This is a genomic window from Streptomyces sp. NPDC054786, assembly GCF_053611685.1.
This window is the reverse complement of the sequence record NZ_JBSHAW010000007.1, coordinates 19,836-44,826: the sequence shown is the minus strand read 5'-3', so window position 1 is coordinate 44,826 and position 24,991 is coordinate 19,836. Positions and strand designations below refer to the sequence as shown.

General features: G+C 69.4%; 22 protein-coding genes. 12 read left to right on the top strand and 10 right to left on the bottom strand.

Annotation, left to right across the window (positions count from 1 at the left end; genetic code table 11):
• Window positions 1-20 precede the first annotated feature (20 nt).
• The gene (locus ACWGI6_RS08135) at window positions 21-1,004 is read right to left on the bottom strand and encodes a Dyp-type peroxidase (protein ID WP_453266727.1); all 984 of its coding nucleotides are present in this window, start codon (window positions 1,002-1,004) and stop codon (window positions 21-23) included.
• A 282-nt stretch (window positions 1,005-1,286) separates the two neighbouring features.
• Window positions 1,287-1,922, bottom strand: coding sequence for a DUF1345 domain-containing protein (locus tag ACWGI6_RS08130; protein ID WP_453266726.1), 636 nt, complete (start codon window positions 1,920-1,922; stop codon window positions 1,287-1,289).
• A gap of 257 nt (window positions 1,923-2,179) precedes the next feature.
• On the opposite strand from ACWGI6_RS08130, the gene ACWGI6_RS08125 reads away from it, so the two are divergent.
• The 4 genes from ACWGI6_RS08125 to ACWGI6_RS08110 all read left to right on the top strand — a co-directional run bounded on the left by ACWGI6_RS08125 (window position 2,180) and on the right by ACWGI6_RS08110 (window position 5,605).
• Window positions 2,180-2,620 (top strand): hypothetical protein, encoded by a 441-nt coding sequence (locus ACWGI6_RS08125; RefSeq protein ID WP_453266725.1) that lies wholly within the window; start codon window positions 2,180-2,182, stop codon window positions 2,618-2,620.
• A gap of 135 nt (window positions 2,621-2,755) precedes the next feature.
• Entirely contained in the window at window positions 2,756-3,274 is a 519-nt protein-coding gene (locus ACWGI6_RS08120; RefSeq protein WP_453266724.1) for a hypothetical protein, read from the top strand.
• Window positions 3,275-3,363: 89 nt separating this feature from the next.
• The gene (locus ACWGI6_RS08115; RefSeq protein ID WP_453266723.1) at window positions 3,364-4,209 is read left to right on the top strand and encodes a DUF4097 family beta strand repeat-containing protein; all 846 of its coding nucleotides are present in this window, start codon (window positions 3,364-3,366) and stop codon (window positions 4,207-4,209) included.
• Between the two features lie 169 nt (window positions 4,210-4,378).
• A complete protein-coding gene (locus tag ACWGI6_RS08110; protein WP_453266722.1) occupies window positions 4,379-5,605 on the top strand; it encodes a cytochrome P450 in 1,227 nt (408 codons plus the stop codon).
• Between the two features lie 65 nt (window positions 5,606-5,670).
• Here ACWGI6_RS08110 and ACWGI6_RS08105 read toward each other — a convergent pair whose 3' ends face one another.
• Window positions 5,671-6,126, bottom strand: coding sequence for a VOC family protein (locus ACWGI6_RS08105; protein ID WP_393909957.1), 456 nt, complete (start codon window positions 6,124-6,126; stop codon window positions 5,671-5,673).
• A 332-nt stretch (window positions 6,127-6,458) separates the two neighbouring features.
• Here ACWGI6_RS08105 and ACWGI6_RS08100 point away from each other — a divergent pair, with 332 nt between their 5' ends.
• Together ACWGI6_RS08100 and ACWGI6_RS08095 are read left to right on the top strand one after the other, a co-directional pair.
• Window positions 6,459-7,976, top strand: a complete 1,518-nt coding sequence (locus ACWGI6_RS08100) for an FAD-dependent monooxygenase (RefSeq protein ID WP_453266721.1) — start codon at window positions 6,459-6,461, stop codon at window positions 7,974-7,976.
• Window positions 7,977-8,128: 152 nt separating this feature from the next.
• Window positions 8,129-8,296, top strand: coding sequence for a hypothetical protein (locus ACWGI6_RS08095; RefSeq protein WP_453266720.1), 168 nt, complete (start codon window positions 8,129-8,131; stop codon window positions 8,294-8,296).
• Between the two features lie 86 nt (window positions 8,297-8,382).
• Here ACWGI6_RS08095 and ACWGI6_RS08090 read toward each other — a convergent pair whose 3' ends face one another.
• Window positions 8,383-9,516, bottom strand: a complete 1,134-nt coding sequence (locus ACWGI6_RS08090; RefSeq protein ID WP_453266719.1) for a PP2C family protein-serine/threonine phosphatase — start codon at window positions 9,514-9,516, stop codon at window positions 8,383-8,385.
• Window positions 9,517-10,288: 772 nt separating this feature from the next.
• On the opposite strand from ACWGI6_RS08090, the gene ACWGI6_RS08085 reads away from it, so the two are divergent.
• From ACWGI6_RS08085 to ACWGI6_RS08075, 3 genes are all read left to right on the top strand, one after another.
• Window positions 10,289-10,684: an SH3 domain-containing protein gene (locus tag ACWGI6_RS08085; RefSeq protein ID WP_453266718.1), complete on the top strand. Its 396-nt coding sequence runs from the start codon at window positions 10,289-10,291 to the stop codon at window positions 10,682-10,684.
• A gap of 109 nt (window positions 10,685-10,793) precedes the next feature.
• The gene (locus ACWGI6_RS08080) at window positions 10,794-11,801 is read left to right on the top strand and encodes a phage baseplate protein (RefSeq protein WP_453266717.1); all 1,008 of its coding nucleotides are present in this window, start codon (window positions 10,794-10,796) and stop codon (window positions 11,799-11,801) included.
• Window positions 11,802-11,953: 152 nt separating this feature from the next.
• On the top strand, window positions 11,954-12,835 hold the full coding sequence (locus ACWGI6_RS08075) for a helix-turn-helix domain-containing protein (protein ID WP_453266716.1): 882 nt from the start codon (window positions 11,954-11,956) through the stop codon (window positions 12,833-12,835).
• Between the two features lie 239 nt (window positions 12,836-13,074).
• Here ACWGI6_RS08075 and ACWGI6_RS08070 read toward each other — a convergent pair whose 3' ends face one another.
• On the bottom strand, window positions 13,075-13,998 hold the full coding sequence (locus ACWGI6_RS08070) for an SDR family oxidoreductase (protein WP_453266715.1): 924 nt from the start codon (window positions 13,996-13,998) through the stop codon (window positions 13,075-13,077).
• Between the two features lie 85 nt (window positions 13,999-14,083).
• On the opposite strand from ACWGI6_RS08070, the gene ACWGI6_RS08065 reads away from it, so the two are divergent.
• A complete protein-coding gene (locus tag ACWGI6_RS08065; RefSeq protein ID WP_453266714.1) occupies window positions 14,084-14,650 on the top strand; it encodes a TetR family transcriptional regulator in 567 nt (188 codons plus the stop codon).
• Window positions 14,651-15,113: 463 nt separating this feature from the next.
• Window positions 15,114-16,994 carry a transketolase gene (locus ACWGI6_RS08060; RefSeq protein ID WP_453266713.1) on the top strand — a complete coding sequence of 627 codons (1,881 nt, stop codon included), beginning with the start codon at window positions 15,114-15,116 and terminating at the stop codon, window positions 16,992-16,994.
• Window positions 16,995-17,220: 226 nt separating this feature from the next.
• On the opposite strand, the gene ACWGI6_RS08055 is transcribed toward ACWGI6_RS08060, so the two are convergent.
• Window positions 17,221-17,751, bottom strand: coding sequence for a PadR family transcriptional regulator (locus tag ACWGI6_RS08055; RefSeq protein ID WP_453266712.1), 531 nt, complete (start codon window positions 17,749-17,751; stop codon window positions 17,221-17,223).
• 99 nt (window positions 17,752-17,850) lie between these two features.
• Here ACWGI6_RS08055 and ACWGI6_RS08050 point away from each other — a divergent pair, with 99 nt between their 5' ends.
• Window positions 17,851-18,651, top strand: a complete 801-nt coding sequence (locus ACWGI6_RS08050) for an alpha/beta fold hydrolase (protein ID WP_453266711.1) — start codon at window positions 17,851-17,853, stop codon at window positions 18,649-18,651.
• A 266-nt stretch (window positions 18,652-18,917) separates the two neighbouring features.
• Here the strand turns inward: ACWGI6_RS08050 and ACWGI6_RS08045 are convergent, their stop codons facing one another.
• From ACWGI6_RS08045 to ACWGI6_RS08030, 4 genes are all read right to left on the bottom strand, one after another.
• On the bottom strand, window positions 18,918-19,331 hold the full coding sequence (locus ACWGI6_RS08045; protein WP_393910001.1) for a RidA family protein: 414 nt from the start codon (window positions 19,329-19,331) through the stop codon (window positions 18,918-18,920).
• Window positions 19,332-19,675: 344 nt separating this feature from the next.
• Entirely contained in the window at window positions 19,676-21,643 is a 1,968-nt protein-coding gene (locus ACWGI6_RS08040; protein WP_453266710.1) for a caspase, EACC1-associated type, read from the bottom strand.
• The gene (locus ACWGI6_RS08035; protein WP_453266709.1) at window positions 21,640-22,068 is read right to left on the bottom strand and encodes an effector-associated constant component EACC1; all 429 of its coding nucleotides are present in this window, start codon (window positions 22,066-22,068) and stop codon (window positions 21,640-21,642) included. Before ACWGI6_RS08035 ends, ACWGI6_RS08040 begins: the two co-directional genes overlap by 4 nt.
• A 189-nt stretch (window positions 22,069-22,257) precedes the next feature.
• Window positions 22,258-24,942, bottom strand: a complete 2,685-nt coding sequence (locus ACWGI6_RS08030) for an ATP-binding protein (protein WP_453266708.1) — start codon at window positions 24,940-24,942, stop codon at window positions 22,258-22,260.
• Between the last annotated feature and the right edge of the window lie 49 nt (window positions 24,943-24,991).

Below are 24,991 nucleotides of genomic sequence, written 5' to 3'. Positions count from 1 at the left end.
GCCGTTGAGCGTGGTCATGGTCAGACTCCTTTTAGGCTGCCAATCCCCAACGAACCGTCACTCGCCACTGCACTGTCTGGCGCAGCAGGAAGCTCGTCCAGGAAGTTGGCGGTCGGCACATGAAATAGGCACCCGGTAACCGCGGTCGAAAAATCTAGGATCCGGTCATGCCGGCCGGGGCTGTCACCGAGAAACATATTCTTCAGCATTTGCTCGGTCACGAGCGGAGTGCGCGCGTAGCCGATGAAGTATGTGCCAAACTCACCCTGCCCGACACTGCCGAACGGCATGTTCTCACGAACAATCTTGCGCTCGTTCCCATCCTCGTCGGTGATGGTGTTGAGCGCGACATGAGAGTCGGCAGGTTTGACGTCATCGGGGAGTTCAATATTTGCCAGCTTTGTCCGTCCGATGACTTTTTCCTGCTCGTCCGACGACAGAGCATTCCAGGCCGCCAGATCATGCAAATACTTCTGAACAATCACATAGCTTCCTCCCTCGAAGTCGGGGTCTTCATCACCGATGAATACGGAGGCGACCGCGAGCTCTCCCCCAGGGTTCTCACTACCGTCCACGAAGCCGAGCAGATCGCGCTCGTCGAAGTACTTGAAGGCGTGCACCTCGTCGACCACGGTGACCGCTCCGCTCAGCCGCTCCGCGATCAGCCGGACCAGTTCGAAACACAGGTCCATGCGTCGGGCTCGCACGTGGAAGAGGACATCGCCAGGTGTGGCCGGAGCTCGGTGGCGCTGGCCAACCAACTCCACGAACGGATGCAGTTCTCGAGGACGCGGCCCGCTGAAGAGCCGATCCCAGGCCGCCGACCCAATACCGACGACGCAACTCAGCTTCTCGTGGGGTGCGCGGAAGGCGACCGAGCGATGCAGCGCCGGTACATCTTGGAGCAGGTCACGGACCGTGCCCTCACCGCCTGGTGCGACAGTGACCACAAGAAACACGGTGGCCCTGGCCGGCGGGACAATCACGGGCTGTGACTCAACCATGGAGCCTGCCTCCAAGTGGGATACCTGCCGATCGAACGTATGCACTAGCCGCCCACCCCGCGGGACGCCGGACGGCGGTTGCCGATGAAGCGCATCCGCCTCCCTCCCTCAATCCTGCTGCGTGCCGAAGCAAACCGCTCGAGCACGAAGCGAACCCGCCGCTCACGCACGAGCCCCCACCGGGAGCACGGTGGGGGCGATTCGTGCGTGAGTTCGACTCGGTCCACTGCCGCCGAGCGCGCCGCTCCAGACTCATGGTTCGAATTGAGCGGCACGACTGGATCAGCCCGTGACGATTCCGGTAACGAGATTGATGGTCGTCGCCAGGATGCTGGTTCCGAAAACATAGGAAAGCAGCGAATGCCGAAGCACGATCGCACGGATCGTCGTACTCGAAACGTCGGTGTCAGAGACTTGATAGGTCATGCCGAGGTTGTAACTGAAGTAGAGGAAGTCCCTGTACGCCGGCGCACGCTCGGAGTTGAAGTCGATTCCACCCGCGGGCTTCATGTAATAAAGGTACGCATAGCGGGTGGCGTACATCAGGTGCAGTGCGGCCCAGGCCATGAAAACGCCGGCGAGCGCGGTTGCGGCCGCGGCGTGGCCGGCGTCGGACTTGCCGAGCAGGAGCAGCAGCACAATGGCAACCAGTCCGCACAGGGCAGCCATGACGACAGTCAGTTCCTCGGCAGCGGGCAGAAAGTCCTCGCGGCCGGCGTTGTCGCGAGTGGCAGTGGAATCCATGGGCCACAGCACGATCCAGCCTGCCACAACGAAGACCGTTTCCGTCGCGGCAATTCCAGAAAGGATGCCCAACAGCGTGCCGGTCGGCACTGCGACGACTACGCCGATCACCGCTCCGAAAACCACCGCGCCGGCGAGTCGGGGAACCGCCGACAGTGGCAACCAGGTCCTCATGGCCACAACAGTAGTCGTGTCGTCGTCGGTCGCCCTGGCGAAGTCCTCGTCAAAGACCCACGGAAGTTCACGTGGGCCGGGCGCCTTGTACGGCGCCTGATACAACTGCAGGGCGCAGACAGGATATTACCTCAGCGCTGACGTAATACGCCGGCGACCACCCGCGCGGTCCGATCGTCGAGGAAGCATTCCGGCACAGCACATCCGCTACCGCTTTTACGTCATTGATGCTGGTAGATGGCCTCCCCTGGTCTGTGATGAGCTGGTTTGAGGCCCGCCGCTTCGCCGCCGCTTCGCCCCGGCAGTTCGACCAGTTGCCGTTGACGCTTGTGGTGGTCGCGATGTTCCGGGTCGGCCGGCCGGCGAGGGACCGGCTGATCATGCTGCTGGCGAGGGTGAGCCTTCGCCCAGGGCAGGTCGCCGGGCTGCGCCACTGCGATCTGCACCTACTGGTCGACTCGCGCTCACTGGGGTGCGACACCGAGGGGCCACATCGGCAGGTGATCCGACGGCAGAACATCAACGGCGCCTGGTCGAAGACAAGGAAGCCGTGGGTGACGCCGGTGGACTTCCTGGTGGTGCGAGCCGCCACCCTGCGGCATCACATGGCATCACATGACGTCGGATGGCGCGGCCTGGCACCATCCGGTGTCACCTGGTGTCGCCCAGCGCCATTCCATGTCCCCAAAGCCAAATGAGCACGCATGGCGCCACAATGACTCGGGTCGCTCCCTCCCCCATTCACCAGCTCAGAGCAGCCACCCTCAAGCCCGCCCCGCATGAGGCGCCACGCAGGCTTGCGCATGGCGCCATAGTGGTGCCATCATGACGTCATGGACCTCACTCCGTATGTCGACACCCTGCGTCGCGAACTCGCGGTGGCCGCCGAAGCCGGCGGGGAAGATGCCCGCGAGCTGGCCGAGCGGCTCACCGCTCCTCTGGAGTCGGCGACCCGTCTGACCATGCTCCATGTGCTCTCCGCCGCGATGGACGAGATCACCCGCGAGCTCGCCCCCGGCTCGGTCGACGTACGGCTGCGCGGGCTCGACCCCGACTTCGTGGTGACGCTGCCGCCCAGTGACAGCGGCCCCCCGGAAGCAGCGGCCGCACCCGCCGAACCACTCGCGGCACCGCCCCCCACGGACGGCGACGACGGTGGCACCGCCCGCGTCAATCTGCGACTGCCGGCCCACCTCAAGGCGCGCGCCGAGGAGGCCGCGAACCGCGAGGGCCTGTCGGTCAACGCGTGGCTGGTGCGCGCCGTGTCGGCCGCGGTCGACGGCGGCACGCGGCCACGTACGACGGAGAAGACCCACACCGTCGGACAGAACTTCAAAGGCTGGGTGCGCTAGCCGCACCCGCACCCGCACCCGCACCACTTCACCCACACCACGTCCCCACCAGCGGGGACGACCATGAGACCCAAGAGGACGGGACAGCCATGGCTTCTTTTGACACTCCCGAACCGATCTCGGCCACGGCGCACGTGGAGGCCGGTTCCATCCAGTTCACCGCGGGCGATCGCCTCGACACGGTCGTCGAGGTGCGGCCCCGCGACCCGCAGCGGGACGCGGACGTGCGGGCCGCCGAGCAGACCGAGGTGAGGTACGCGAGCGGCGGCCTGACCGTCCGGACGCCCAAGCAGCGCTATCTGCTCGGGCGCACCGGCATCGTCGACGTGACGGTCGACCTGCCCACCGGCTCGCGCATCGACATGACCGGCGCCTGGGCCCAGGTGCTCGGCGAGGGCCGGCTCGGCGAGGTCCGGGTGAAGACCTCCTCGGGCGATGTACGCCTGGACACGACCGGGCCGCTGCAACTGACCGCGTCGCACGGCTCGATCACCGTGGACAGCGTCGAGGGTACGGCCGAGATCACCACCAGCTCCGGCAGTCTGCGTGTCGGCCTCGTCGACGGACCCGCGATCCTGAAGAACTCGCACGGCACCACGACCGTCGGCACCGCGACCGGGGAGCTGCGGGTGAGCGGCGCCAACGGCGACATCGACATCGTGCGCGCCGAGGGCTCGGTCATCGCGACCACCGCGCACGGCACCCTGCGCGTGGCCGAAGTGACCCGCGGCACCGTCCAGTTGGAGACCTCCCACGGCGCCATCGAGGTCGGTATCCGCGAGGGCACGGCCGCCTGGCTCGACGTCAGCTCGGGCTACGGGCAGGTTCGCAACACACTCACCGCGTCCGAGTCCCCGGAGAAGGCCGAGGACACCGTCGAGGTTCGCGCCCGTACCCGGTACGGCAATATCGACGTCCTCCGCGCCAAGCCCTGAGCACTCCCACGCACCCCCGCACCATCCTCAACTCACCCCATCCTCCTGCTACTTCAGCCTGCGAGCGGGATGGCGCCATCGCCTCTTCTGTCATGCACACGTCCAGAGGTCCCTGGTCCGCAGTCGCCCCCGCCGTCTGACCGCAACAACCGCCACGAAAGGCCATCCGATGAGTCAACCCGTTCCCGTACCGCACGGCCTCCCCATGGAGCGCGATGCGGGCCCCTTCGACCCGCCCCGCCAAATCACCCGGCTGCGCGAGGCTCGCCCCGTCAGCCCCATGGTCTTCCCCGACGGTCACGAGGGCTGGATGGTCACCGGCTATGACGCGGTCCGCCAGCTCATGGCCGACACCCGGTTCAGCTCCCGCCAGGACATCGGCGTTCTCCATGTGCCGTACGAGACACCCGGGATGCCCGCCGCTACCGAACCGTCCCCACAGATCCCGGGCGTGTTCATCGCCATGGACCCGCCGGACCACACCCGGCTGCGGCGCAGGCTCACCGGCGCCTTCACCGTCAAACGTATGAAGCAGCTCGAAGAGCACATCATCGACGTCGCCGAGCGGCAACTGGACGAACTGGCGCGCCTTACCCCGCCGGTCGACCTGGTCAAGGAGTTCGCGCTGCCGGTGCCCTCGCTGGTGATCTGCGAACTGCTCGGTGTCCCCTACGCGGACCGGGAGACCTTCCAGGTCAACTCCGCTAAGTTCCTGGTCAAGGACCTGCCGCTCGACGAGAAGATGGCCGCGTACGGCGCACTGACCACGTACCTCTCGGAACTGGTCACGCGCAAACGCGCCGCCCCCGGCGAAGACATACTGTCCGACCTGGCCCGCCACGACGACCTCACCATCGAGGAGCTGACCGGCATCGCCTTCCTGCTGCTGCTCGCGGGCCACGAGACCACCGCCAACATGCTGGCACTGGGCACCTTCGCGCTCCTGGAGCACCCCGAGCAGCTGGCCGAACTGCGCGCCAACCCGGATCTGCTGCCCGATGCCGTCGAGGAGCTCCTGCGCTACCTGTCCATTGCCGACATCTTCTATCGCTACGCCACGGAGGACATCGAACTCGGCGGTGAAACAATCGGCAACGGATCGACCGTCATTGTCTCCTTGCTGGCCGCCAACCACGACGCCCGGCGCTTCGACAACCCCGACACCCTGGACATCCACCGCAAGGCCCGCGGTCATCTGTCCTTCGGCCACGGCATCCACCAATGCCTCGGCCAGCAACTGGCCCGCATCGAGATGCGCGCCGGTTTCAACGGACTGCTGCGTCGCTTCCCGACCCTCAAGCTCGCCATCCCCGCCGGCGAGGTGAAACTCAGGACCGACATGAATATCTACGGCGTCCACGAACTGCCGGTCACCTGGACGGAAACGGCCCGGTAAGACCGTCGGCCGAGCGCGTCACCTGTGTGGGAACGTGGGGCCGGGTCGGCCCGCGCAGCGCGAGCTCAGCCTCTGGAGGTCTCGTCGATGGCAGGCATCGGTTCCCCGACCGGATGCCACCTATGGAGAAAACTGGCCTGCCGGCTGACATCGACGAGTTCGATGCGGGCACCGATGCTGTCCATGCGGTGGTAGGCGAACGGCCGACCGAGGGGACAGCCGGAGAAGTCCACGGGCATGCCTTCCTTCTCCAAGCGCCGGGAACCTTGTCGGACATCGCTGGACCAGAAGCCCATGTGATCGAATCTGGCTCCCTGGGATCCGTCCCAGGGGCTGCCTGCGGGTCCCTCGATGAGTTCGATGAACGGCGGCCCGCCCATGCTGAAGACGATGCGGTAGTCCCACTCGCCAAGCCGGTCGGACACAGGATCACTCCACTCGACCCCAGCCGAACGCTGAAAGTCCCGCATCGCTTGCTCGACGTCCGGGACCACAAAGCACACATGGTAGAAGGCAGTCATCCACCCATGATCGGACACCCCAGCTCCGAGGGTCCAGGAGATAAAGAACAGGCGTAGTGCCTGTTTGCGAAGCTCCACTTCGAGTTACCCGGCTCGGGAATCGAACGAGACAGTCCCCGGGGTTGAGACCGGTAAAGCCTCCTCCTGCCTGATCGCGCTCTGACCAGGGGGATCGGGCGGCTGAGTCGTGGTGTCGGCGGCATTCCGGGGGCTGTCAGTCCGGTGTCGGTGGCATATCGGGGACTGTCGGTCCGATGTCGGTGGGGTCCGGCACCTTTCGAGAGGTCCTGCCGGGTGCCCATCCGGCTGTGGTTTGGGGAAGGGAATCTCTCGTGCATGACGTAGTGATCGTGGGCGCCGGCCCGGTTGGTCTGTTCCTTGCCTGCGAGCTTGGCCTCGCTGGTTGCTCTGTCCTGGTGCTTGAGCGGGAGCCGGTGCCCCACTCCCCGTTCAAGGCGAAGCGGCTCGGGACACGGGGCCTGTCCGTCGCATCGGTCGAGGCGTTCTACCGCCGCGGGATGTTGCACCAGCTACTGACCGCGTCGGGCGTCCACGACGATCCCGGCGCGGCCCCCGACGCGGACGAGCCGTCACCCCCTCGGGGCGTGGGCCATTTCGCCGGCATGGTGCTCGATCCGGCCCAGGTCGACGTCACCGCCCTGCCGTACCGGCTTCCCGGCCCGGCGATGGAGGGCATGCTGACATACCTCGAAGCGGTCGAGACGCTGCTGTCCGAGCAGGCATCCCAGCTCGGCGTGGACATCAGGCACGGCGTCACGGTCTCCGCCATCACCCAGAACGAGGAGAGCGCGATCGCGCAAGCCGGCGAGCACGAGTACGCGGCGCGCTGGGTCGTCGGCTGCGATGGCGGACGCAGTGCGGTGCGTGGGCTCGCGGGCTTCGAATTCGTCGGCACCGAGCCGCAGTTCACCGGCTACACCATGCACGCCACCGTCGCCGATTCCGAAAAACTGCGCTCTGGGATCAACCTGACGCCGACGGGAATGTACCTCCAGCTCTCGGAAGGGCACATCGGCATGATGGACTTCGACGGCGGCGCGTTCGATCGCTCGCAGCAGCCGACTCGCGACCATCTCCAGGCAGTTCTGCGCCGGGTATCCGGCACCGACGTGACGCTGAGCGACGTGCATCTCGCGTCGAGCTTCACCGATCGTGCGATGCAGACGACGACCTACCGGCGGGGACGTGTCCTGCTCGCGGGCGACGCCGCTCACATCCACTCGCCCCTTGGCGGGCAGGGACTCAACACGGGCATCGGTGACGCCATGAACCTGGGTTGGAAGCTCGCGGCGACCGTGCACGGATACGCGCCGGACGGGCTGCTCGACACCTACACCCGCGAGCGCCATCCGATCGGCGCAGGGGTGCTCGACTGGTCGCGCGCCCAGGTGGCGGTCATGCGGCCGGACCCGCATGGCCAGGCGGTCCAAGGGTTGGTTCGCGACCTGATCGGGACCCGGGACGGAACGACCTACGTGTTCGAGAGGGTGTCGGGATCGTCGATCCGTTACGACCTTGGCAGCGAGCATCCGTTGGTCGGCCGCAGCGCCCCGGACCTTCGTCTCGAAAACGGCACTCGCCTCGGCGACCTGATGTGCGACGGACGGGGCGTCGCGCTCGATTTCAGCACCGACCGATGCCTGCGCGGTTCAGCGAGGGGCTGGGAGAGCCGGATGCGGTATGCAGCCGGTCCGGCGAAAAACGACCTCGGATTGGGTGCCGTGCTTGTCCGACCCGACGGCGTAGTCGCCTGGGCAGGTGATCGCACCCCTGATCGCGAAGCGTTCGAGCGGGCCGCCGGCCATTGGTTCGGGGGTCCGGAAATCTAAAGCAGCTACGCCGTTCTCCTTAGCGGCTGATCCTCATCGAGCCGTTTCTCCTGCCGATCCACGGCGTCGTCGAGGCCGGTGCCGGTGTCGCGCTCATCGGAGAGAAAGAGCGAGAGGAATGGCGCACCGACCTGGACCCGAAGATCCAGGTCGTGCGCAAGCTCGCCCGCAAGTACGGCGCGCATCTGCTCGCCGCCGACGGCATGTTCGCCGAGCTCGCCGCGACGACCGGGCCGGAGCACTGGGCTGCGGACGGCGTACACCCGACGCCGGCCGGTCACGCCGCACTCGCGGCGGCCTGGCTGGGCCTGGTCGCGTGACCGGGCCTCGCGATCACGTCGTGACCTGCGAAAATACGAAGTAGATAGCCACACCGGCAAGGAAGCAGCGCTCGGCGGCCCGGTCGCTATAGCGGCCGGGCGAGGAGGTCCTGCACCGGCCGGGGTCGGTGCAGTGCGAGGAGGGCCTGGTCGTCCTGGGGCGCGCCTCCGCTGTGGCGGCTGACGTCTCGGGCCAAGAGATCGAGGACCGTCGCGGGTTCCGGGAAATGGCCGGTCTGGCGCAGGTAGGACTGCATCATGCGGGGGACGCGCTCGGCGGGGTCGTAGAAGACGCCGGCCGGGTCACGGGCCTCGGTGACGCCGTCGGTGAAGCACAGCAGCATCGCCCCGGGCGGGAAGGGGTACGTCTCCACCGGTGATATCCAGCCCCCCAGAGCGGCGATGCCCAGGGGCGGTGCTTCCTCCCCCGGCTCCAGTACGCGCGCTTGGCCGTCCGCATACAGCAGCAGAGGGGCGGGATGGCCGCGGTTGACGATGTGGACCTGACTCAGGTCTTCGGCGAACTCAACGATCAGGGCGGTGGTGAATCCCTCGGTCGCATCCAGGCCCTCCCTGCGCTGGCCCTCGCGCAACAGGGCCTCCTCCATGCAATCCACCAGGGCCGGCAGGTCGGGCTCATGGTCCGCCGCGTAGCGGAAGACCCCGATGTCGACACTGACCGCCGTGACGGCGGACAGGCCCTTACCCCTCACGTCGCCGACCATGGCACGCACACCGAACGGAGTCTCCTGCATCACGTAGAGGTCGCCGCCGATCAGCGCCATGTCTTCGGCCGGTACATAGCGGGCGGCGATCCGCAGGTCCCCCAGTCGGCTCGGGGGGCTGGGCAGCACGGCGCGCTGGGCCACCTCCGCGGCGTAGCGTGCCCGGTTCGCGCTCACGTGCTGCGTGCGCAGGGACCGGTTCAGGCCGACCGCCAGTGCGGTGACGGCCGCCAGCGTGATCTGGACAACCGCGTCGCCCTGCCAGTCGTAGGTTCCGTCGACGAACGCCAGCCCCGTCTGCACCACCATCGCGGCAAGGCCGATCCCGACGATGCCCGCCGGACTGAGCAGCGAAACTGCTGTCACCGGCGCCACGGCCAGCAGCGGAGCGGACGACATCGAGGGAGGCGTCAGCAGATCCACCAACGCCGCGAGAGCGATCACCACGGCGGGAACCCAGCGGCGTACCTGTGACCACACCGGCAACACCCTCATCAGGCCATTCTGCCCTCCCGGTGGGCTCGCGACAGCAGAGCGGCCACGGCAACGATCCAACGGGGCCAAACGGCCGACATCTCGATGTGGGCAATGGCCTCCCAACGCAGCCTACGCAGCCTCTGCAGGGGCCGCGCGCTGCGCCGGCCACCTCTCGCGCATTCTCAGCGGCGAGCGGTACACCGACTGGCCCGTCACCGTCAGCATCGCCGGTGCCTACGGCGCCGAGCCCCGCGCTCTGCGCAGGCTTGGGAGAGCCCCGAGACCCACCCGCGGCGATACACAGCGCAAGGACTGCTCGCCTCCACGCCCCTGTGGGTGCCCCCCTACGACCGCGCCGTCGCAGAGCTCCACTGCCACCTGCCCGGCAGCCGCCGACACCGCACCGCCACACAACTTGAGGAGAGGCTCATCGCCCTCAACAGCTCCCTGGGCCCGTCTCCCCTCTTCGCCGCCGCGGGCACAGTCCCCGCCGCCACAGCCCGCCCGCGGCCCTCCCCGCTCCGTGAGCACCCCGTGCGGCTCCTGTCCCCGCGTACGCGTTCGGGGGCGACGGTCTGTCGGCTGGTGGGGCGGCGTGGGGGCGGGGCACGCGGTGGCATTGCGGGTGTGCAGGAGGTGGGAGCCGGCCTCCAGGTGCCTGGAGTGCGGGCCGGCGCGTTCCACTTTCTCCCTGGGACGGCTGGGACGCATCATCGCGTGAGTCGTCGGAAACGCTGAGCGACGCAGGGTCACGCTCCGGTGGACCTGCAGATCGCTCAAGGAGAATCCGATGACTCGACGCATGATCCGCAGCGGCCTGGTCGCCGCGGTCGCCGCTCTCGCCATGGTCCCCGCGGTGGCGTTCGCCGACTCCTGTCCGGACCCCGCCCCCGGCTGGCACTCCGCATACCAGAGCACGGCGACGATGAGGACCACTCATGCGTACGGCCGCGTGGTGACCCCGAACGACATCAACCTGAATGTCCGTTCGGGTCCGGGCACCGCCTACCGCGTGGTCGACACCGTACGCGCCGGACGCGTGCGGTCCCTCGTGTGCAAGACCAACGGCAGCACGGTGCGGGGCAATGAGCGCTGGTACAAGCTCTCGCACCACCGGGGTTATGTCTCCGCCCACTACGTCCACGCCTTCCGCGCCGTCCCGTGGTGCCGGTTCCTCAGCAACTGATCCCGGCTTCCGCGGTGACGCCGCAATGACCTCTGGCTGCCCGTCCGTTCGAGGGGGCGAGCGGACGGGCAGCCGGTCCGAGTTCTTGGAGCGCTTGATGGTCAGAGACATGCAGGAGCCACGGCCGGGACGCAGAGCCGTGTGCGGCCTCGGGGTGATCGCGGCGGCGGCTGCCGTGGTGCCGGCGCAGTGGGCGCGGGCGGCACCGGCACCGGCACCGAGCCGGAAGCTGCCCGCCCTGTCCGCGGCGGGCCAGCCGTTCCTCGCCGGGCGGCTGCGGCACACCACGGTGCTGCAGTCGTTCGCAGTCGACGAACGGCAAGGTCATCTCTACGCCCTGCAGCTGGTGGCGGGCGGGATCCGGCTGGCGGGCGAAGAGACGGCCGCTCCCCACGCGGAACGTGTCAGGAACGGTGATCTGTGTCTGAACCGGCTCACCCTTGACGGCTCCGCGGCCGGCCACATGTATCTGAAGGGCTTTGGCCACGGAGGCTCAATCGGGCTGGAGGAATCCGCGGGCGGCGTCACACTGTGGACGGAGTGGGATGCCAACCCGTCATCCGGCTACGGGCGTGGGGTGTGCCGCTTCCGTTTCACGGACGGTCAGGTACTGCAACGCGGCAGCGGCGAACTCGGCTCGTACCGCCCCGTCACCGGCTCCACCAGCAACTTCCCCGCCCTTGATGTGACGCACCGACAACTGCTGCTGCGGTACAAGAGGGACGGTATACCGAGGTTCGCCCTGTACGACCTGGACCGGTTCCGGGCCAGTTGGTACCTTCCGCTGACCGACTTCGCCCAGCCGGACGCCGAACTGGGGCTGCCCTTCCAAGGCATGGCTCTGTACGGCAATTACGCCTACCAGCTCCTGGGCAGTGCGTACGGAACGGGGAATCCGGCGGCCTCGGGCGGCAACACCCGGTTGTACCGCATCGATCTGCGGACCGGACGTGTGGTGTGGCAGCACCTGGAGCGGACGGCTCCGGGCCTGTCGCCGCGCGAGCCGGAAGGCCTGGCCGTGCTGCGGGGTGACGGCACGCCGCGACTGTGCCTGGGGTTCGTCGAAGGTCCGGCGGGCGGTCGCAGTTTCCGACTGTATGACAAAGCGCTCAGCTGACATGTTCCGTTCGGTGCGTGCGGGGTGTCATCGGCCGCCGCGAGTGGGTACACATTCCGCCATCCGGGAGGAAACAGACCCCCGGATCGCCGGTCGGGGACGCTGAAGCGGACCCTCCCGGGTCGGAAGCAGGGTGGTGAGGGGAAGCGCACATGGTGTCCCACTGGCGGCCGCTGCCCGACACGCTCGATTCCGCCGCGCAACGTCTGGCGGAGGAGTTGCGCGTACTCAAGGAACGGACCGGGCTGAGCCTGGACGGGCTGGCCAGGAAAACCCCGTACAGCAAGTCCGCCTGGCACCGCTATCTCAACGGCGAGAAGCTGCCGCCGCGCAGCGCGGTCGAGGCTCTCGGCCAGGTGGCAGGCGCGGATCAGGAACGGCTGCTCGCGGTGTACGACGCCGCGTACCTCGCCCGCACCGCCCCCGTGGCCGACCCGTCCGAGCCGCCCACGGCTCCCGTCGTGGCGGAACGGACCGGGCGGGCCGGAAAGGTTCTGCGAAGCGCCGGGGCGCTGCGGACCGCCGGAGCGCTGGTGGCGCTGACGGCACTGGTGGCAACCATGGGAGCGGCGGCCTCGATCGTGGAGATTCCCGCACGTGCCGCGCGGACGGACGGGGATGCGTCCCATGCGTGCCACGGCCACCGATGCCAGGGGCGGTACCCGTGGCGGCTCGGCTGCAATCGCGACGCGCGCGCGGAGAGCGCCATCGTGGACACCACCTACACCGTGCGGCTCCGGTTCAGCCCGTCGTGCGGCACCGTCTGGTCGGAGGTGCTGCCGCGCTCCGGCGGCGCGCAGAAGGTGTCGATCTGGGTCGGCCGTGACGCGCGGCTCACCTCCCACCCCGACGGCCGTGAGGGACTTGCCGTCAGCCCCATGCTGGCCACGTCGGATCTGCGGCAGGCGGTGGCGTGCGCGAAGGTGGCGGACCGGGTGGCGTGCACGGGCGCCATCGAGCTGACGAGCCGGGCCCGCCCCAAGGACGGTGATGACTTTCCTGGCCCCAAGTTCCTTGAACGGGTGATGCATTGAGGTGACCGACCGATGACGGACAGGCGAGCCGCTGGTGTTGTCCGTCGCCGTGCGGAGGGGGCAGTGGGCAGTGTGGCCGCCGTCGACCTGGCCGCCGATCCGGGTCAGACCTCGAAGCCGCGCCCGGTCCGCCCGGAGGCGGCCCTTCCGATGCGCCCATTCAGTCAACTCGACGACCCTGTGGAAACGCTATCTGCGTGAGACTCGACGCACCGCACCTGTGGCCTCCCCGCGGCCGGTCAGGCGGTAGTGGCAGGGGCGTGGAAGTAGTGGCCCTCGTCGAGGTCCGCGAGGAGGCCGGGGTGGGTCGGCTCCCAGCCCAGCAGTTCGCGGGTCAGGCTGTTCGATGCCGGGGCGTCGGCACCGAGGAAGGCGCCCAGCCAGGCGAAGTGCTCGGCCGCGGCCTCGGGAGCCACGGAGGTCACCGGCACGTCGAGGTGACGGCCGATCACCTCGGCGATGTCGCGGATCGCGACGCCCTCCTCCGCGACACCGTGCAGCACCGATCCGGCGGGGGCCTTCTCGACCGCCAGGCGGAACAGCCGTGCCGCGTCGAGGCGGTGGACGGCCGGCCAGCGGTTGGCGCCGTCGCCGAGGTAGCCGGAGACGCCCTCGGCACGGGCAATGGCGGCCAGGGTCGCCATAAAACCGTGGTCGCCTTCGCCGTGGCAGGTGGGAGAGAGGCGCACCACGGATGAGCGCACGCCGCGTGAGGCGAGGGCGAGCACCGCCTGGGCGGTGGCCGACCGGATCGAGAGCGGCGAGCCGTCAATCGTGGGCATGTCCCGCTCGGTCGCCACCCGCCCGGGCGCGAGGCCGACCAGGCCGGAGGCGAGGACGAAGGGGCGGTCGGTGCCGGCGAGCGCGTCGCCGAAGGTGTCGACGGCGCGGCGGTCGGCCTCGGCGGCGCCCTGGAAGTCGCCGGTGAACGCGATGTCGTGCTTGAAGGCGAGGTGGATCACCCCGTCAGAGGCGGCGGCCGCGCCCCGCAGGACGTCAAGATCGTCGACGGTGCCGCGGAGGACCTCCGCCCCGGCCGCGGTGAGTGCGGCGGCGGAGGCGTCGGAGCGGGCGAGCCCGACGACCTGGTGCCCCGCGTCGATGAGCTCGGGGACGACGGCGGAGCCGATCCAGCCGGACGCGCCGGTCACAAAGATGCGCATGGGTGGAACTCCAAACAGTTGATGTCAGTCACTGTCATCGAGGCTACACCTGATGTCAGCCACTGTCATCACGTAGGATCTGCGCATGGGTAGATGGGAGCCGAACGCAGGCGGGCGCCTGGCGAAAGCCGCGTTGGAGCTCTACAGCGAGCGCGGGTTCGAGCAGACCACCGTGGCGGAGATCGCCAAACGGGCCGGGCTCACGGAGCGGACCTTCTTCCGGCACTACGCCGACAAGCGCGAAGTGCTGTTCGCCGGCTCCCGCGAGTTGCAGGAGCTGTTTGCGCAGGCGGTCGCCGACGCGCCGGAGTCCGCGCCACCGATCGACGCGCTGGCGGTGGGCCTTGACGCGGTCTCCGGATTTTTCGCCGATCGCCGCGAGTACGCGCGGAAGCGGCAGGATGTGATCATGGCGAACGCGGAACTCCAGGAGCGCGAGCTGATCAAGCTCGCCTCGATGTCGGCCGCGCTCGCCGACACCCTGCGCCGACGCGGCGTCGCGGAGCCGGCCGCGAGCCTGACCGCCGAGGCGGGGCTCGCCGTCTTCAAGGTCGGCTTCGAACGCTGGATCATGGCGGCCGAGAAACGCGAAATGTCGCAGCTGATGCGGGAATCGCTGGACGAGCTCAAGGCCGTGACTGCGGGCGGCTAGAGCCGGCCTTCAAAGTCCCGTCTGTACGGGGCGGCAGACCGGTGGTCAGGACCGGCCGTGATCCCGGAGGCGCCAGGCCGTGGCGAGGTGGAGGTCGGCGCAGGGTCCGGCGGGGCGGCATCCGCTTCTCGCCCCGGGCCGGGCCGACCGCGGAGCCCCCGGCCTGCGCCGGCCCGGCGACGGTCAGGACGGGGGCGAGAGGGGACGCACGCGTCGCCGGGGGTGAGCCGAGCGAGCGCAACGGCGGCCAAGAAAGAGTCGCCGGGCAGCGAAGAGGTTCGCGTAGATCTGGGTACCCGCAGAGCGGGGCGTTCGCCTCACCAGCAGCACGCCCGGACGTTGGAGCACCCGAAACGGCCGTCGGCCTCAGCAAACGGTCGTACAGCCGGCTGCATCCGGGACCCCGCCCGGGTCACGGGGTACAGGCACGTGGTATCAGCGTTTCTGCAGGAAGGAGGCCGTGATGACGGCCGAGCACGGATCTACCGGTTTGATCGGTCCCGACAGCGATCTGGACCAGGTCTTCGAGCTTGCCCAGCAGCTGCGCGTCGACTCCGTTCGCGCCAGCACCGCGGCCGGCTCGGGCCACCCCACCTCCAGCCTGTCCGCTGCCGATCTCATGGCCGTCCTGATGGCCCGCCACCTGCGCTACGACTGGCAGCAGCCGACGAACTCGACAGGCGACCACCTGATCTTCTCCAAGGGCCACGCCTCCCCCCTCTTGTATTCCATGTTCCTCGCCGCCGGAGCCATCGACGAGCAGGAACTGCTGACCACCTACCGCCGAAACGGCGCCCGCCTGCAGGGCCACCCCACACCGGTGCTGCCCTGGGTGGACGTAGCCACCGGCTCACTGGGCCAGGGCATCGCCTACGGCGTGGGTATCGCCCTGACCGGACGCGACCTGGAAAAGCAGCCCTACCGCGTATGGGTGCTGTGCGGAGACAGCGAGATGACCGAAGGCTCGGTGTGGGAGGCCCTGGACAAGGCCGGCCGCCACCAGCTGGCCAATTTCATTGCCATCATCGACGTCAACCGCCTCGGTCAATGCGGACCCACCGAACTGGGCTGGGACACGGACGCCTACGCCCGCCGCGCCGAAGCCTTCGGCTGCCGCGCTCTCCTCATCGACGGCCACGACCTCGAAGCCATCGACCAGGCCCTGGCCACTGCCGCCGACGGACAGGCCCCCACTGTCATCGTCGCCAGGACGGTCAAAGGCCAGGGTGTGGCGGAGATCGCCGATGCCGAGGGCTGGCACGGTAAGGCCCTGCCCGACGACCTCGCCGAACGCGCCATCGGCGAACTGGGCGGCGTACGCCACCTCACCGTCCGCGGCCCCCGGCCGCCCGCCGACGCCCACCCCCGCGAGCCCATGGGTGACGTGACCATCGAACTGCCGCACTTCGAGGCCGGCGACAAGGTCGCCACCCGCGTGGCCTTCGGCAAGGCCTTGGTTGCACTCGGCGCACGCGCCGACGTCGTCGTCCTGGATGCGGAAGTGGGCAATTCCACCCACGCCGAGGACTTCGGCAAGGCCCACCCCGAGCGCTACTTCCAGACCTACATCGCCGAACAGCAAATGATCGCCTCGGCGGTCGCCATGGCCGTCCGCGGCTACCGCCCGTACGCCGCGACCTTCGCCGCATTCCTCACTCGGGCCCACGACTTCATCCGCATGGCCGCGATCTCCCAGGTGACCCTGGCCCTGTCGGGCAGCCACAGCGGCGTCGAGATCGGCGCCGACGGACCCTCCCAGATGGGCGTGGAAGATCTCGCCATGATGCGCGCGGTGCACGGCTCCACCGTGCTCTACCCCAGCGACGCCACCTCCGCCGCAGCCCTGACCGTCGCCATGGCCGACCTCGAAGGCATCTCCTACCTCCGCACCACCCGAGGCGCCTACCCCGTCCTCTACACCGCCGACGAAACCTTCCCCATCGGCGGCTCCAAAACATTGCGCGCCACCGACCAGGACCAGGTCACCCTCGTCGGCGCCGGTGTCACCCTGCACGAATGCCTGGTCGCCGCCGATCAACTCGCCACCGACAACATCAGTGCCCGCGTCATCGACCTGTACTCCGTCAAACCCGTGGACGCCGATACCCTCGTCCGCGCCGCCCGGGACACTCACGCCCTCGTCATCGTCGAGGACCACCACCCCGAAGGCGGCCTCGGCGAAGCAGTCCTGTCCGCCCTCGCCGAACACCGCCAGGCCCCAGCCATCGCCCACCTGGCCGTCCGCAACCTGCCCGTCTCCGGCACACCCACCGAACTCCTCGACGCCGCCGGCATCTCCCACACCCACATCGCCCGTACCGCCCGCGACCTCACCGCCCGCTGACCCGCGCGTCTCACCAGGAGTTGTGTCCTGACAGCAAGATGCCTGCGCCGGATCGCGGCGGACCCGGCGCAGGCCCGGCCACTCGCCCGAAGGGGCGGCATGGCTGCCTACATCCGAAGCCAGGTGCCCTTCTGGTTCCGGGCCAGGCATGCGGTTCGCTACGAGGCGACCGTTCTCGTCGCGGCTCTCAACGAGTGGCTGTGACCAGCGCATTCGACGAGCGCGGCTAGGCGTCGCACACCAGCTCTCCGATGGTGCGCTCCAGCCAGGCGCGGTCGGCCTTGCTGGTGGCGTTGGCGAGTTGGAGCATGCCGCGGCGGAAGTGGTCGGTCATGTCGCGGGCGCGCTGCGGGCGGCCGTCCTCGTAGAAGTAGCTGCCGGGCTCGTCCATGAAGGCGAGGCGGCGGCGCAGTACGCGGGCCTGGTCGGCGGGGTTGGGCAGCCGGCCGAGGAAGGCGAGCAGGATGAAGAAGGAGTTGCGGTCGGTGATCTCGAGGTCGGCGGGCTCGCGTAGGCGGCGCATGAGTTCGGCGCGGCCGGATTCGGTGAGGGTGAGCACCTGACGGGGTGTGGCGCGTTCGCCGGGTTCGGTGTGGCGGGTGAGGTGCCCGGCGGCTTCCAGGCGCTTGATGGCGGGGTAGAGAGCGCCGTCGCTCACGGGGCGCACATGGCCGCTGAGGCCGGAGATGCGGGCGCGCAGGTCGTACGCGTGCAGGGGTTCCTCGTTGAGGAATCCGAGGATGCAGAGGGTGAGCACCGGGCCTCCGAGGTGCGTACTTCGCGGTCGTCGTGGCTGTCCAGAGTAGTCGCGCAAAATTATACCTCTAATAGAGATACCTCTGTTAGAGTCAAAGCCATGACGACGGCAACCACGCAGTACTTCCGCAACCCGGACGGCATACGGCTCGCCTACCTCGACCTGGGCGGCACCGGCCACCCCGTCCTCGCGCTGCACGGCTCCTATGGGCGCGGCCGCTCCATGCTCGGGCTCGCCGATCACCTCGGACCCGAATACCGGCTCATCGCGCTCGACCAGCGCGGCCACGGCCTCTCCGACCACCCCGACGACTACGGGCGAGAGGGCTACGTCGCCGACGCGGCGGCACTCGTCGAACACCTCGGACTCGGCCCCGTCGCGATCGTCGGACACTCACTCGGCGGCATCAACGCGTACCAACTGGCCGCGAGACGACCGGAACTGGTCTCGGCCGTGGTCGTGGTGGACTTTCCGGCGGAGTACCGGGCACCGATCGGCAAAGATCAGCTGCACGCACTGCCGACGCACTTCCCGAGCATGCGGGCGATGCTGGACGCACTCGCGCCTATGGACGAGCCCCGGCACTTCACCGAGAGCGCCGTGGAGGAACCGGAGGGCTGGCGGTTCCTGTGGCGGGCGGAGGAGGTACATGCCGCCAAGGTCGGCGTCCGAGGCGACTGGTGGGACGACTTCACCGCAGCCAAGCAGCCGCTGATGGTGGTGCGGGGTGGACGCAGCCCGGTCGTCCCGCCCCAGCAGGCGGAGGAGATGGTCCGTCTCCGGCCTGGCACAGAAGTCGTGACGATCGACGGGCACCACGACTTCTACCTCACGCACCAGGCGGAACTGGGCGCGACAGTAAGGGAATTCCTCGACCGCACGGCCCCGTGGGCGGTGTGACGCCTCCTCCTCGACCACTCATGCCAAGGTCGACTTTCGATACACGTACACGCCGTAGCCGCGTCTGTGCCTCGACGCTGACGCCAGGACATACCCACTCCGGTTGACCCGGCTCCCAGGTCGCACGCGGGATCAAAGGCAACTGCGGGACGTCGGTGCGGCCGAGCACCTGCCCGGCCCGCTGCTACCGGCCCCGCCGATCGTGGGGCTCACCACGACGTCGTCGCCCCCGCGCGTCCGACTGCCTCACGACCGGACGGCATCAGTCACCCCGCGCCGTTCTCCTCCGGTACGACCGCCATGGCCTCGACTTCGACGAGGTATTCCGGCTGCGCCAGAGCCTGCACTCCGATCCATGAGGACGGGGGCGGGTTCTCCGTTCCGAAGGTATCGACGAGGACGCGACCGATCAGATCCGCCTCGGGACCGGACTCGAAGTTCGGAAGGTAGAGCCGAAGGATCTGGATGTCGTCCGGAGTGCCGCCGACGGCTTCGAGAGCGATGAACACATGCTTCAGCGCCTGGCGAAGCTGCGCCTCCCGCCCCACCGCCGTCACTTCGTGGTTGCTGTCCCACGCCACCTGACCCGCGATGTTGACGATCTTTCCCGGTGGGGAGACCGCGACCTGGGAGAAGCCCCACGGCCTGCTGGAGAACAGTTCCTGCGGCTGGAGCGTCATACGCGGCACGTCACACTTCCCTGATCGCAGATTGCGGATTACCCGTCGTGATCCACTCTATGCGGCAGACGCCCACACCCCAGTTCATCCGGCCGTACAGACCGCACGGCCGGCGTTCAAACACACTTACTCAGAGGACGTTTTGGCGCCCTTTCCCCATACGTCGAGGGTCTGGTGAGTGGTTGAAGGGGTCAGCGTGCTAAACGGTGAGTGTGTGGGGCGTGGTGCATGCGCGGGGCTGTTGCGCTCGCGGCGACGCTGGGGCCTCGGGGACGGTCCGTAGGCCAGGGTGAGAGCCATTGCGTACGACGTGTCCGACCGCTTGGAAAGCCTTGACGTGAGAATCAGGGGAGCTGCACGCTCAACGCATAGAGGCGGGTGGTCTGTTCGCTGCTGGTGTTGTCGTCCGACACGAGGTACAGCGGGCTTTGGCCCTTGTGCGGGCCGGTGGTCCACGGCGCGCCGAGGGCCATTCCCTCGACGTTCTCCAGCAGCGGACTGACGATCCGTCCCGAGTGGGTGGGGACGACACCGGGGTCACCGGCAGGGCACCGCCCGAGGTCGAAGAGCAGGCTGTGCTCGACGAACACATCGGCCGGCTGGTCGTAGAGGGCCTTGCGCGCATCGACGGGCTGGGCACCTTTGAGGGGGACGTCGTAGATCCGGATCGCGTTGCCGACGCCGTCCACGTACTGCCGTTCCAGGGCGAGCAGCCGGTCGTCGCCGGACGCGACCAGCTCGGCGAGGTACATGCCCTCCTTGGCCTGATACGCGTACTGCCGGTCGAGGCGGTAGGCGCCGCCCGGGGTGCCGACGTAGCGCTGGATGCGGAGCATGTTGCGGCCGCGGGAGTCACCGTCCTTGGCCAACGCGCCCTCCATCGCGGCGTAGAGATACCGCCCGTCCGGGGAGACGGTTAACGACTCGATCGTGCGCCCGGCCTGGCCCTGGCCCTTCGGGCTGGTCCGGAACTCGGGCGGAATGGGCAGGTCGGAGCCCAGCTGTGTGCCTGTGGCCATCTTGAAGCGGCGGATCGCGGGCCCGGTCTCCGAAGCGACCAGGATCGTCTTCCCGCCGCGCTCGACGACCAGGCCCTCGCCGTCGAACCACTCGGAGGGTTTGGTGCCGCTCTGGGTGCGCAGCGTCTTGGCGGTCAGCGCCTCGGGGTGGAGCTTCTCCGGCGGACCGAGGCGCAGCGGGAACACCCTCCCCGTCAGATTGTCCGTCAGGGCCAGGGCCCGGCCGGGCCCGGTGAGCGCGAGCGCGGACAGGCCGCCGATGGTTTCGCCCGACGCCTGCTGCTTGTCGAGCGCGTCGGAGTAGCTGAGCAGGGTGGCCCGCGGCGAGCAGGCGCCGCCCGGCCGGCGGGGATGGAGCTCCCGCACCCACTGCCACACGGGCGGCGCGGCGAGTCCGGCCACCAGGCCGAGCACCAGGGCACCCGTCGCCAGCACGCGGCGCGGGATGCGCCCACGCGGCGCAACGGGTGGGTCCGTCACCCTCGGGGGCGGCGCCACCGCCAGATTGCGGATGAACGGCAGGAGGCCGACCCCGCCGTCGTCCCGGTCCTGGGGCTCCTGCGGCTGCGGCAGCCGGCGCTCGGCCATCCGGCCCCGGACCGCCTCAAAGATCGCGTGCAGCCCCAGCAGCTCGGGCCCGTCGGGCACGCCCTCGCGCAGTACGCCCACGAATTCACCGGTGAATGCCGTGCACCGGCCGGGGTCGGGAGCGTGGGACTTGCGGTCCGCTGACGTGGACGTCATCACATAGGCGCCGCGCACACCCTTCAGCGTCTTCCCCGATGCCCGCACGCCACGGTCCGCGACGGACATCCCGCCCTTGAGGACCCGGCCGCTGTAGCAGCAGTCCAGCAGCAGGACCCGGCGCTCGGCGGAGCCGTGATCGCGCATGGCGCGGCGGATGTAGGCGTCGCTGACCGCCGTCTCGGGCTGGTCCTCGACGGAGTCGGGGAGGGTGAGGTAGAGCTCCTCCTCAGCGCGGTCCAGCAGGCCGTGTCCCGCGTAGTAGACGATCAGGGTGTCGGCGGCCACCTGGGCGGCCGCGCGGATCGGGCCGACCAGAGCGGCCGCGGACTCCGGGTTCCGGACCGTCGTGATCCGCTCCGCGGGGATACCCAGGATCGCCTCGTCGCTCAGCGCGGCGACCAGTTCGGTGAGGTTGTGCCGTACGCTGCGCAGCGGTTCGAGTTCGGAGTACCGGTCGACGCCGATGAGGACACAGGCCGAGCGCGCGGCGTCGATCCCCAGCGCGTCCTCGGTACCCGTGTCCTCCGTCGTCGCGTCGACGGTCACTTCCCCGCCTCCAGCTCCTGCTCCGGCTCCGACTCCGGTCCCGGCTCCGGCTCCGGCCCCTGCTCCGGCTCCGGCTCTTGACCGTCCGCGGCGGTCGGTCGCACCGAGACGTCCGGGAAGGCCTCCTGGACCGCTTCCAGTTCCCCGGGCGTGGCGCCCGCGACCTGGATGACGACCTGGGACCGTGGCCTGCGCCCGTCCCGCCAGGCGGCGTAGGAGAACGGCAGCTGCGCCAGCGTCGCGAGTGTGGACACCAGCGCGAGCACGGCCTCCAGGTCGCCGCCCATCTCGTCCGGCCTGGCCCGTCCGCGCACCGGCTCGATCGGGATCCGGCCGCGCAGCGAACGGTCGTCGCACAGCCAGGTGTAGAGCGACCGCAGCTCCCGCCGGCTGTCCGGACCGGTCAGCTCGAACCTGATGTCCATCGCACTCCCCCGGGCTCACACGTCTGCTTGATGTCAGTGTGCCCCCTGCCACTGAAACAACTTCCCTGTCTTCACGGGATGTTCCTCGTCCGGACACCTTTCGGACCCCAGGACCGGAACCAGCTGGGGAGGAGGCGCCGGAACCCGTGGTCAGGAAGGGCGCCCGACCTGCCTGTTCTTCTGCACCCGTCAGGGCGTGAGCAGCTCGGCGAGTTCTGTTCGGGAGCTGATGCCGAGCTTGGGGAACGCGCGGTAGAGGTGGTGGCCGACGGTGCGTGGGCTCAGGAACAGGTGCGTGGCGATCTCGCGGTTGGTGGCGCCGGTGGCCGCGAGGCGGACGACTTCGCGCTCCTGGGCGCTCAGGCGGGTCAGGGGGGAATCGGTGGCGTCGGACGGGTCGTGGGTTTCGCCCGCTGCCTGGAGTTCCGTGCGAGCGCGGTGGGCCCAGGGTCGGGCGTTCAGCTGACCGAAGATTTTCAGCGCGGTGCGCAGTTGGTCGCGGGCGTCGATTTTGCGGCGCGAGCGGCGCAGCCATTCGCCGTAGAGGAGTTGGGTGCGCGCCCGATCGAAGTCGTTGCCGTCGGTGTGGAGGTCCAAGGCGGCCAGATAGTGCTGCTCGGCCTGTGTGTCCGGGCTGGTCAGGGCCGCGCAGCGGTGCGCTTGGGCGGTGAAGTGGAGCTGTCCGAGGTCGGCCGCCCATGTCATGAGCTGGTCCGCGGGTGCCCGCGCCCCTTCCGGATGTCCGGCGCGCACGGCCGCCTCGATCAGATCCGGCAACAGCTGCCGGGCCAGGAAGGGGTGGCCCGCCGCCTGCCGGGCCGCCTCCAGATGGCGCAGCGCGTCCTGCGCCCGCCCGAGGCCGAGGTCGAGCAGCCCCAGCGCCCACAGCGCCTCCGCCGCGCCCCGTCCGACCTCGCGCGGGCGGGTGTACTCCAGTGCCTGTTCGGCCATTTTCCGGGTCTGCGCCTCCTCCCCCTGGACGGCGGCCAGCACCGCCAACAGGGCGCGCAGATGGGCTGCTCGGTGGTCCAGGTCGTAGCCGTCGGCCAGCCGGAGCGCTTCGGTGGCGTGTGCGTGCGCGTCGTCGAGCCGGCCGAGCGCCAGCTCCACCTGGGCGCGCAGATGCAGCGTGGTGGGCAGCCATCCACCGATGCCCTGCTCGCGGCAGTGGGCGACCGCCGCGGCGGCCAGTTCGTGCGCGGTCGCGTGATCGGCCATCAGGTGGCAGTGGATCGCGGTCACCAACTGGTCCATGAGCCCAACGTCGGCGAGGCGTCCGGCCCGTACGAGAGTGTCCAGGGCCCGGCGCGCGCCGGGAAGGTCGCCCGCCAGGAGGTGGGCGGGCACGGCCAGGATCGGCAGATGGGGTGTGCGGACGCCGATCTCCACCATGAGGGGTGCGTCGCCCGCGCAGAAGGCCGCGTGGATGGCGTCGGTCAGCAGCGGCGCGAGCTTGTCGGGGCGGTCGGCCGAGATCGTGTCCGCGCAGTCGGCCAGGATGCGGGCGGCCCGGCGGGGGCTGCCGTAGCCGAGCTCGACCACGGAGCGTACGCGGGCGAAGTCCGCCGCCATCCCTGGGTCCCCCAACGGCAGTGGCACCTGGTCGGTGAGAGCGCGGCACCGTTCGTCCTGGCCGGCCTCGCTCGCCTTCTGCGCGGCGGTGATCAGGCGGCGGGCGTGCCGGTGCGGATCGGCGGTCAGGCGGGCGGCCCGCTCGTACGCCGCGGACGCGGACGCCATCGCCTGCCTGCTTCCGGCCCACTCGGCGACCCGTTCCAACTCCGCGGCGACCTCTTCGTCCGGTCCGGTCGTCGCGGCGGCCAGGTGCCAGGCGCGCCGGTGCGCGTGCCGGGCGCCGTCCAGGTCCGCCGCCAACGCCCGGTGCGCCGCGATCCGCCAGGCCAGCGGGGCCTGTTGGTAGGCGGCGAACCGGATGAGGGGGTGCCGGAAACGCAGTTTCTGCGCGGAGACGAAGACCAGTCCGGCACGCTCGGCGGGCTCCAGATCCCTGACCGCCCCGTCGAGCCGGCCCGCGGCTGCCAGCACGGTGGGAAGGTCCCCGGTGTCGTCGGCCGCGGCCACCGCGAGAGTGCGCTGGGTCGCGTCGGGAAGGCGCCGGATCTGCTGTGCGAACGCGTCCTGGAGCTGATGGGGCAGCTCGGGCCGCGCCTCGGCCGGCGCCAGCGGCCCCAGCTGTCCGGCGCGCTGCGCCGGGGTCAGCGCGGCGGCCAACTCCCGCAGCGCCAGCGGGTTTCCCTGCGCCTGGTCGAGGATGTGCTCGGCGACCGGGGGTGCGAGGCCTGGCAGCAGCGCCACGGCCGACCGCCGGTCGACGCCGGTGACGTGTACGCGCGGCAGCGCCCTGGATCCGCTCTCCGGCGAGGTGCCGCGGGTGGCGAAGAGCATGACGATGCCTTCGTCCCGCAGGCGCCGGGCGGCAAAGGTCAGCGCGTCCCCGGACGGCCGGTCGAGCCATTGCAGGTCGTCGACCAGGCACAGCAGGGGGTCGTCCGTGGCCGCCTCGGACAGCAGCGACAGTGTGGCGAGCCCCAGGGTGAGACGGTCCCGTACGGGCTCGTCGCTCAGGCCGAAGACGGCGCGCAGAGCCCCGGCCTGCGGTCCCGGCAGCCGGTCGAGTAGATCGAGCACCGGCAGGAGGAGCTGATGGAGCCCTCCGAAAGCGAGCTCCATCTCCGACTCGATGCCCTCGACCCGCAGCACGCGCACGCCGTCCGCGTGGGCGGCCGCATGCTCAAGGAGAGTGGTCTTGCCGATGCCGGCCTCGCCGTGCAGGAGCAGCGAACTGCTCACTCCACGCCGACAGTTGGCCAGCATCCGCTCAATGTGGTGTCGTTCCTCTGCGCGCCCCTGCACCGTCCGCTCCCCCCGCCCAGCAATCGAGCATCATGATCGACACTGTACG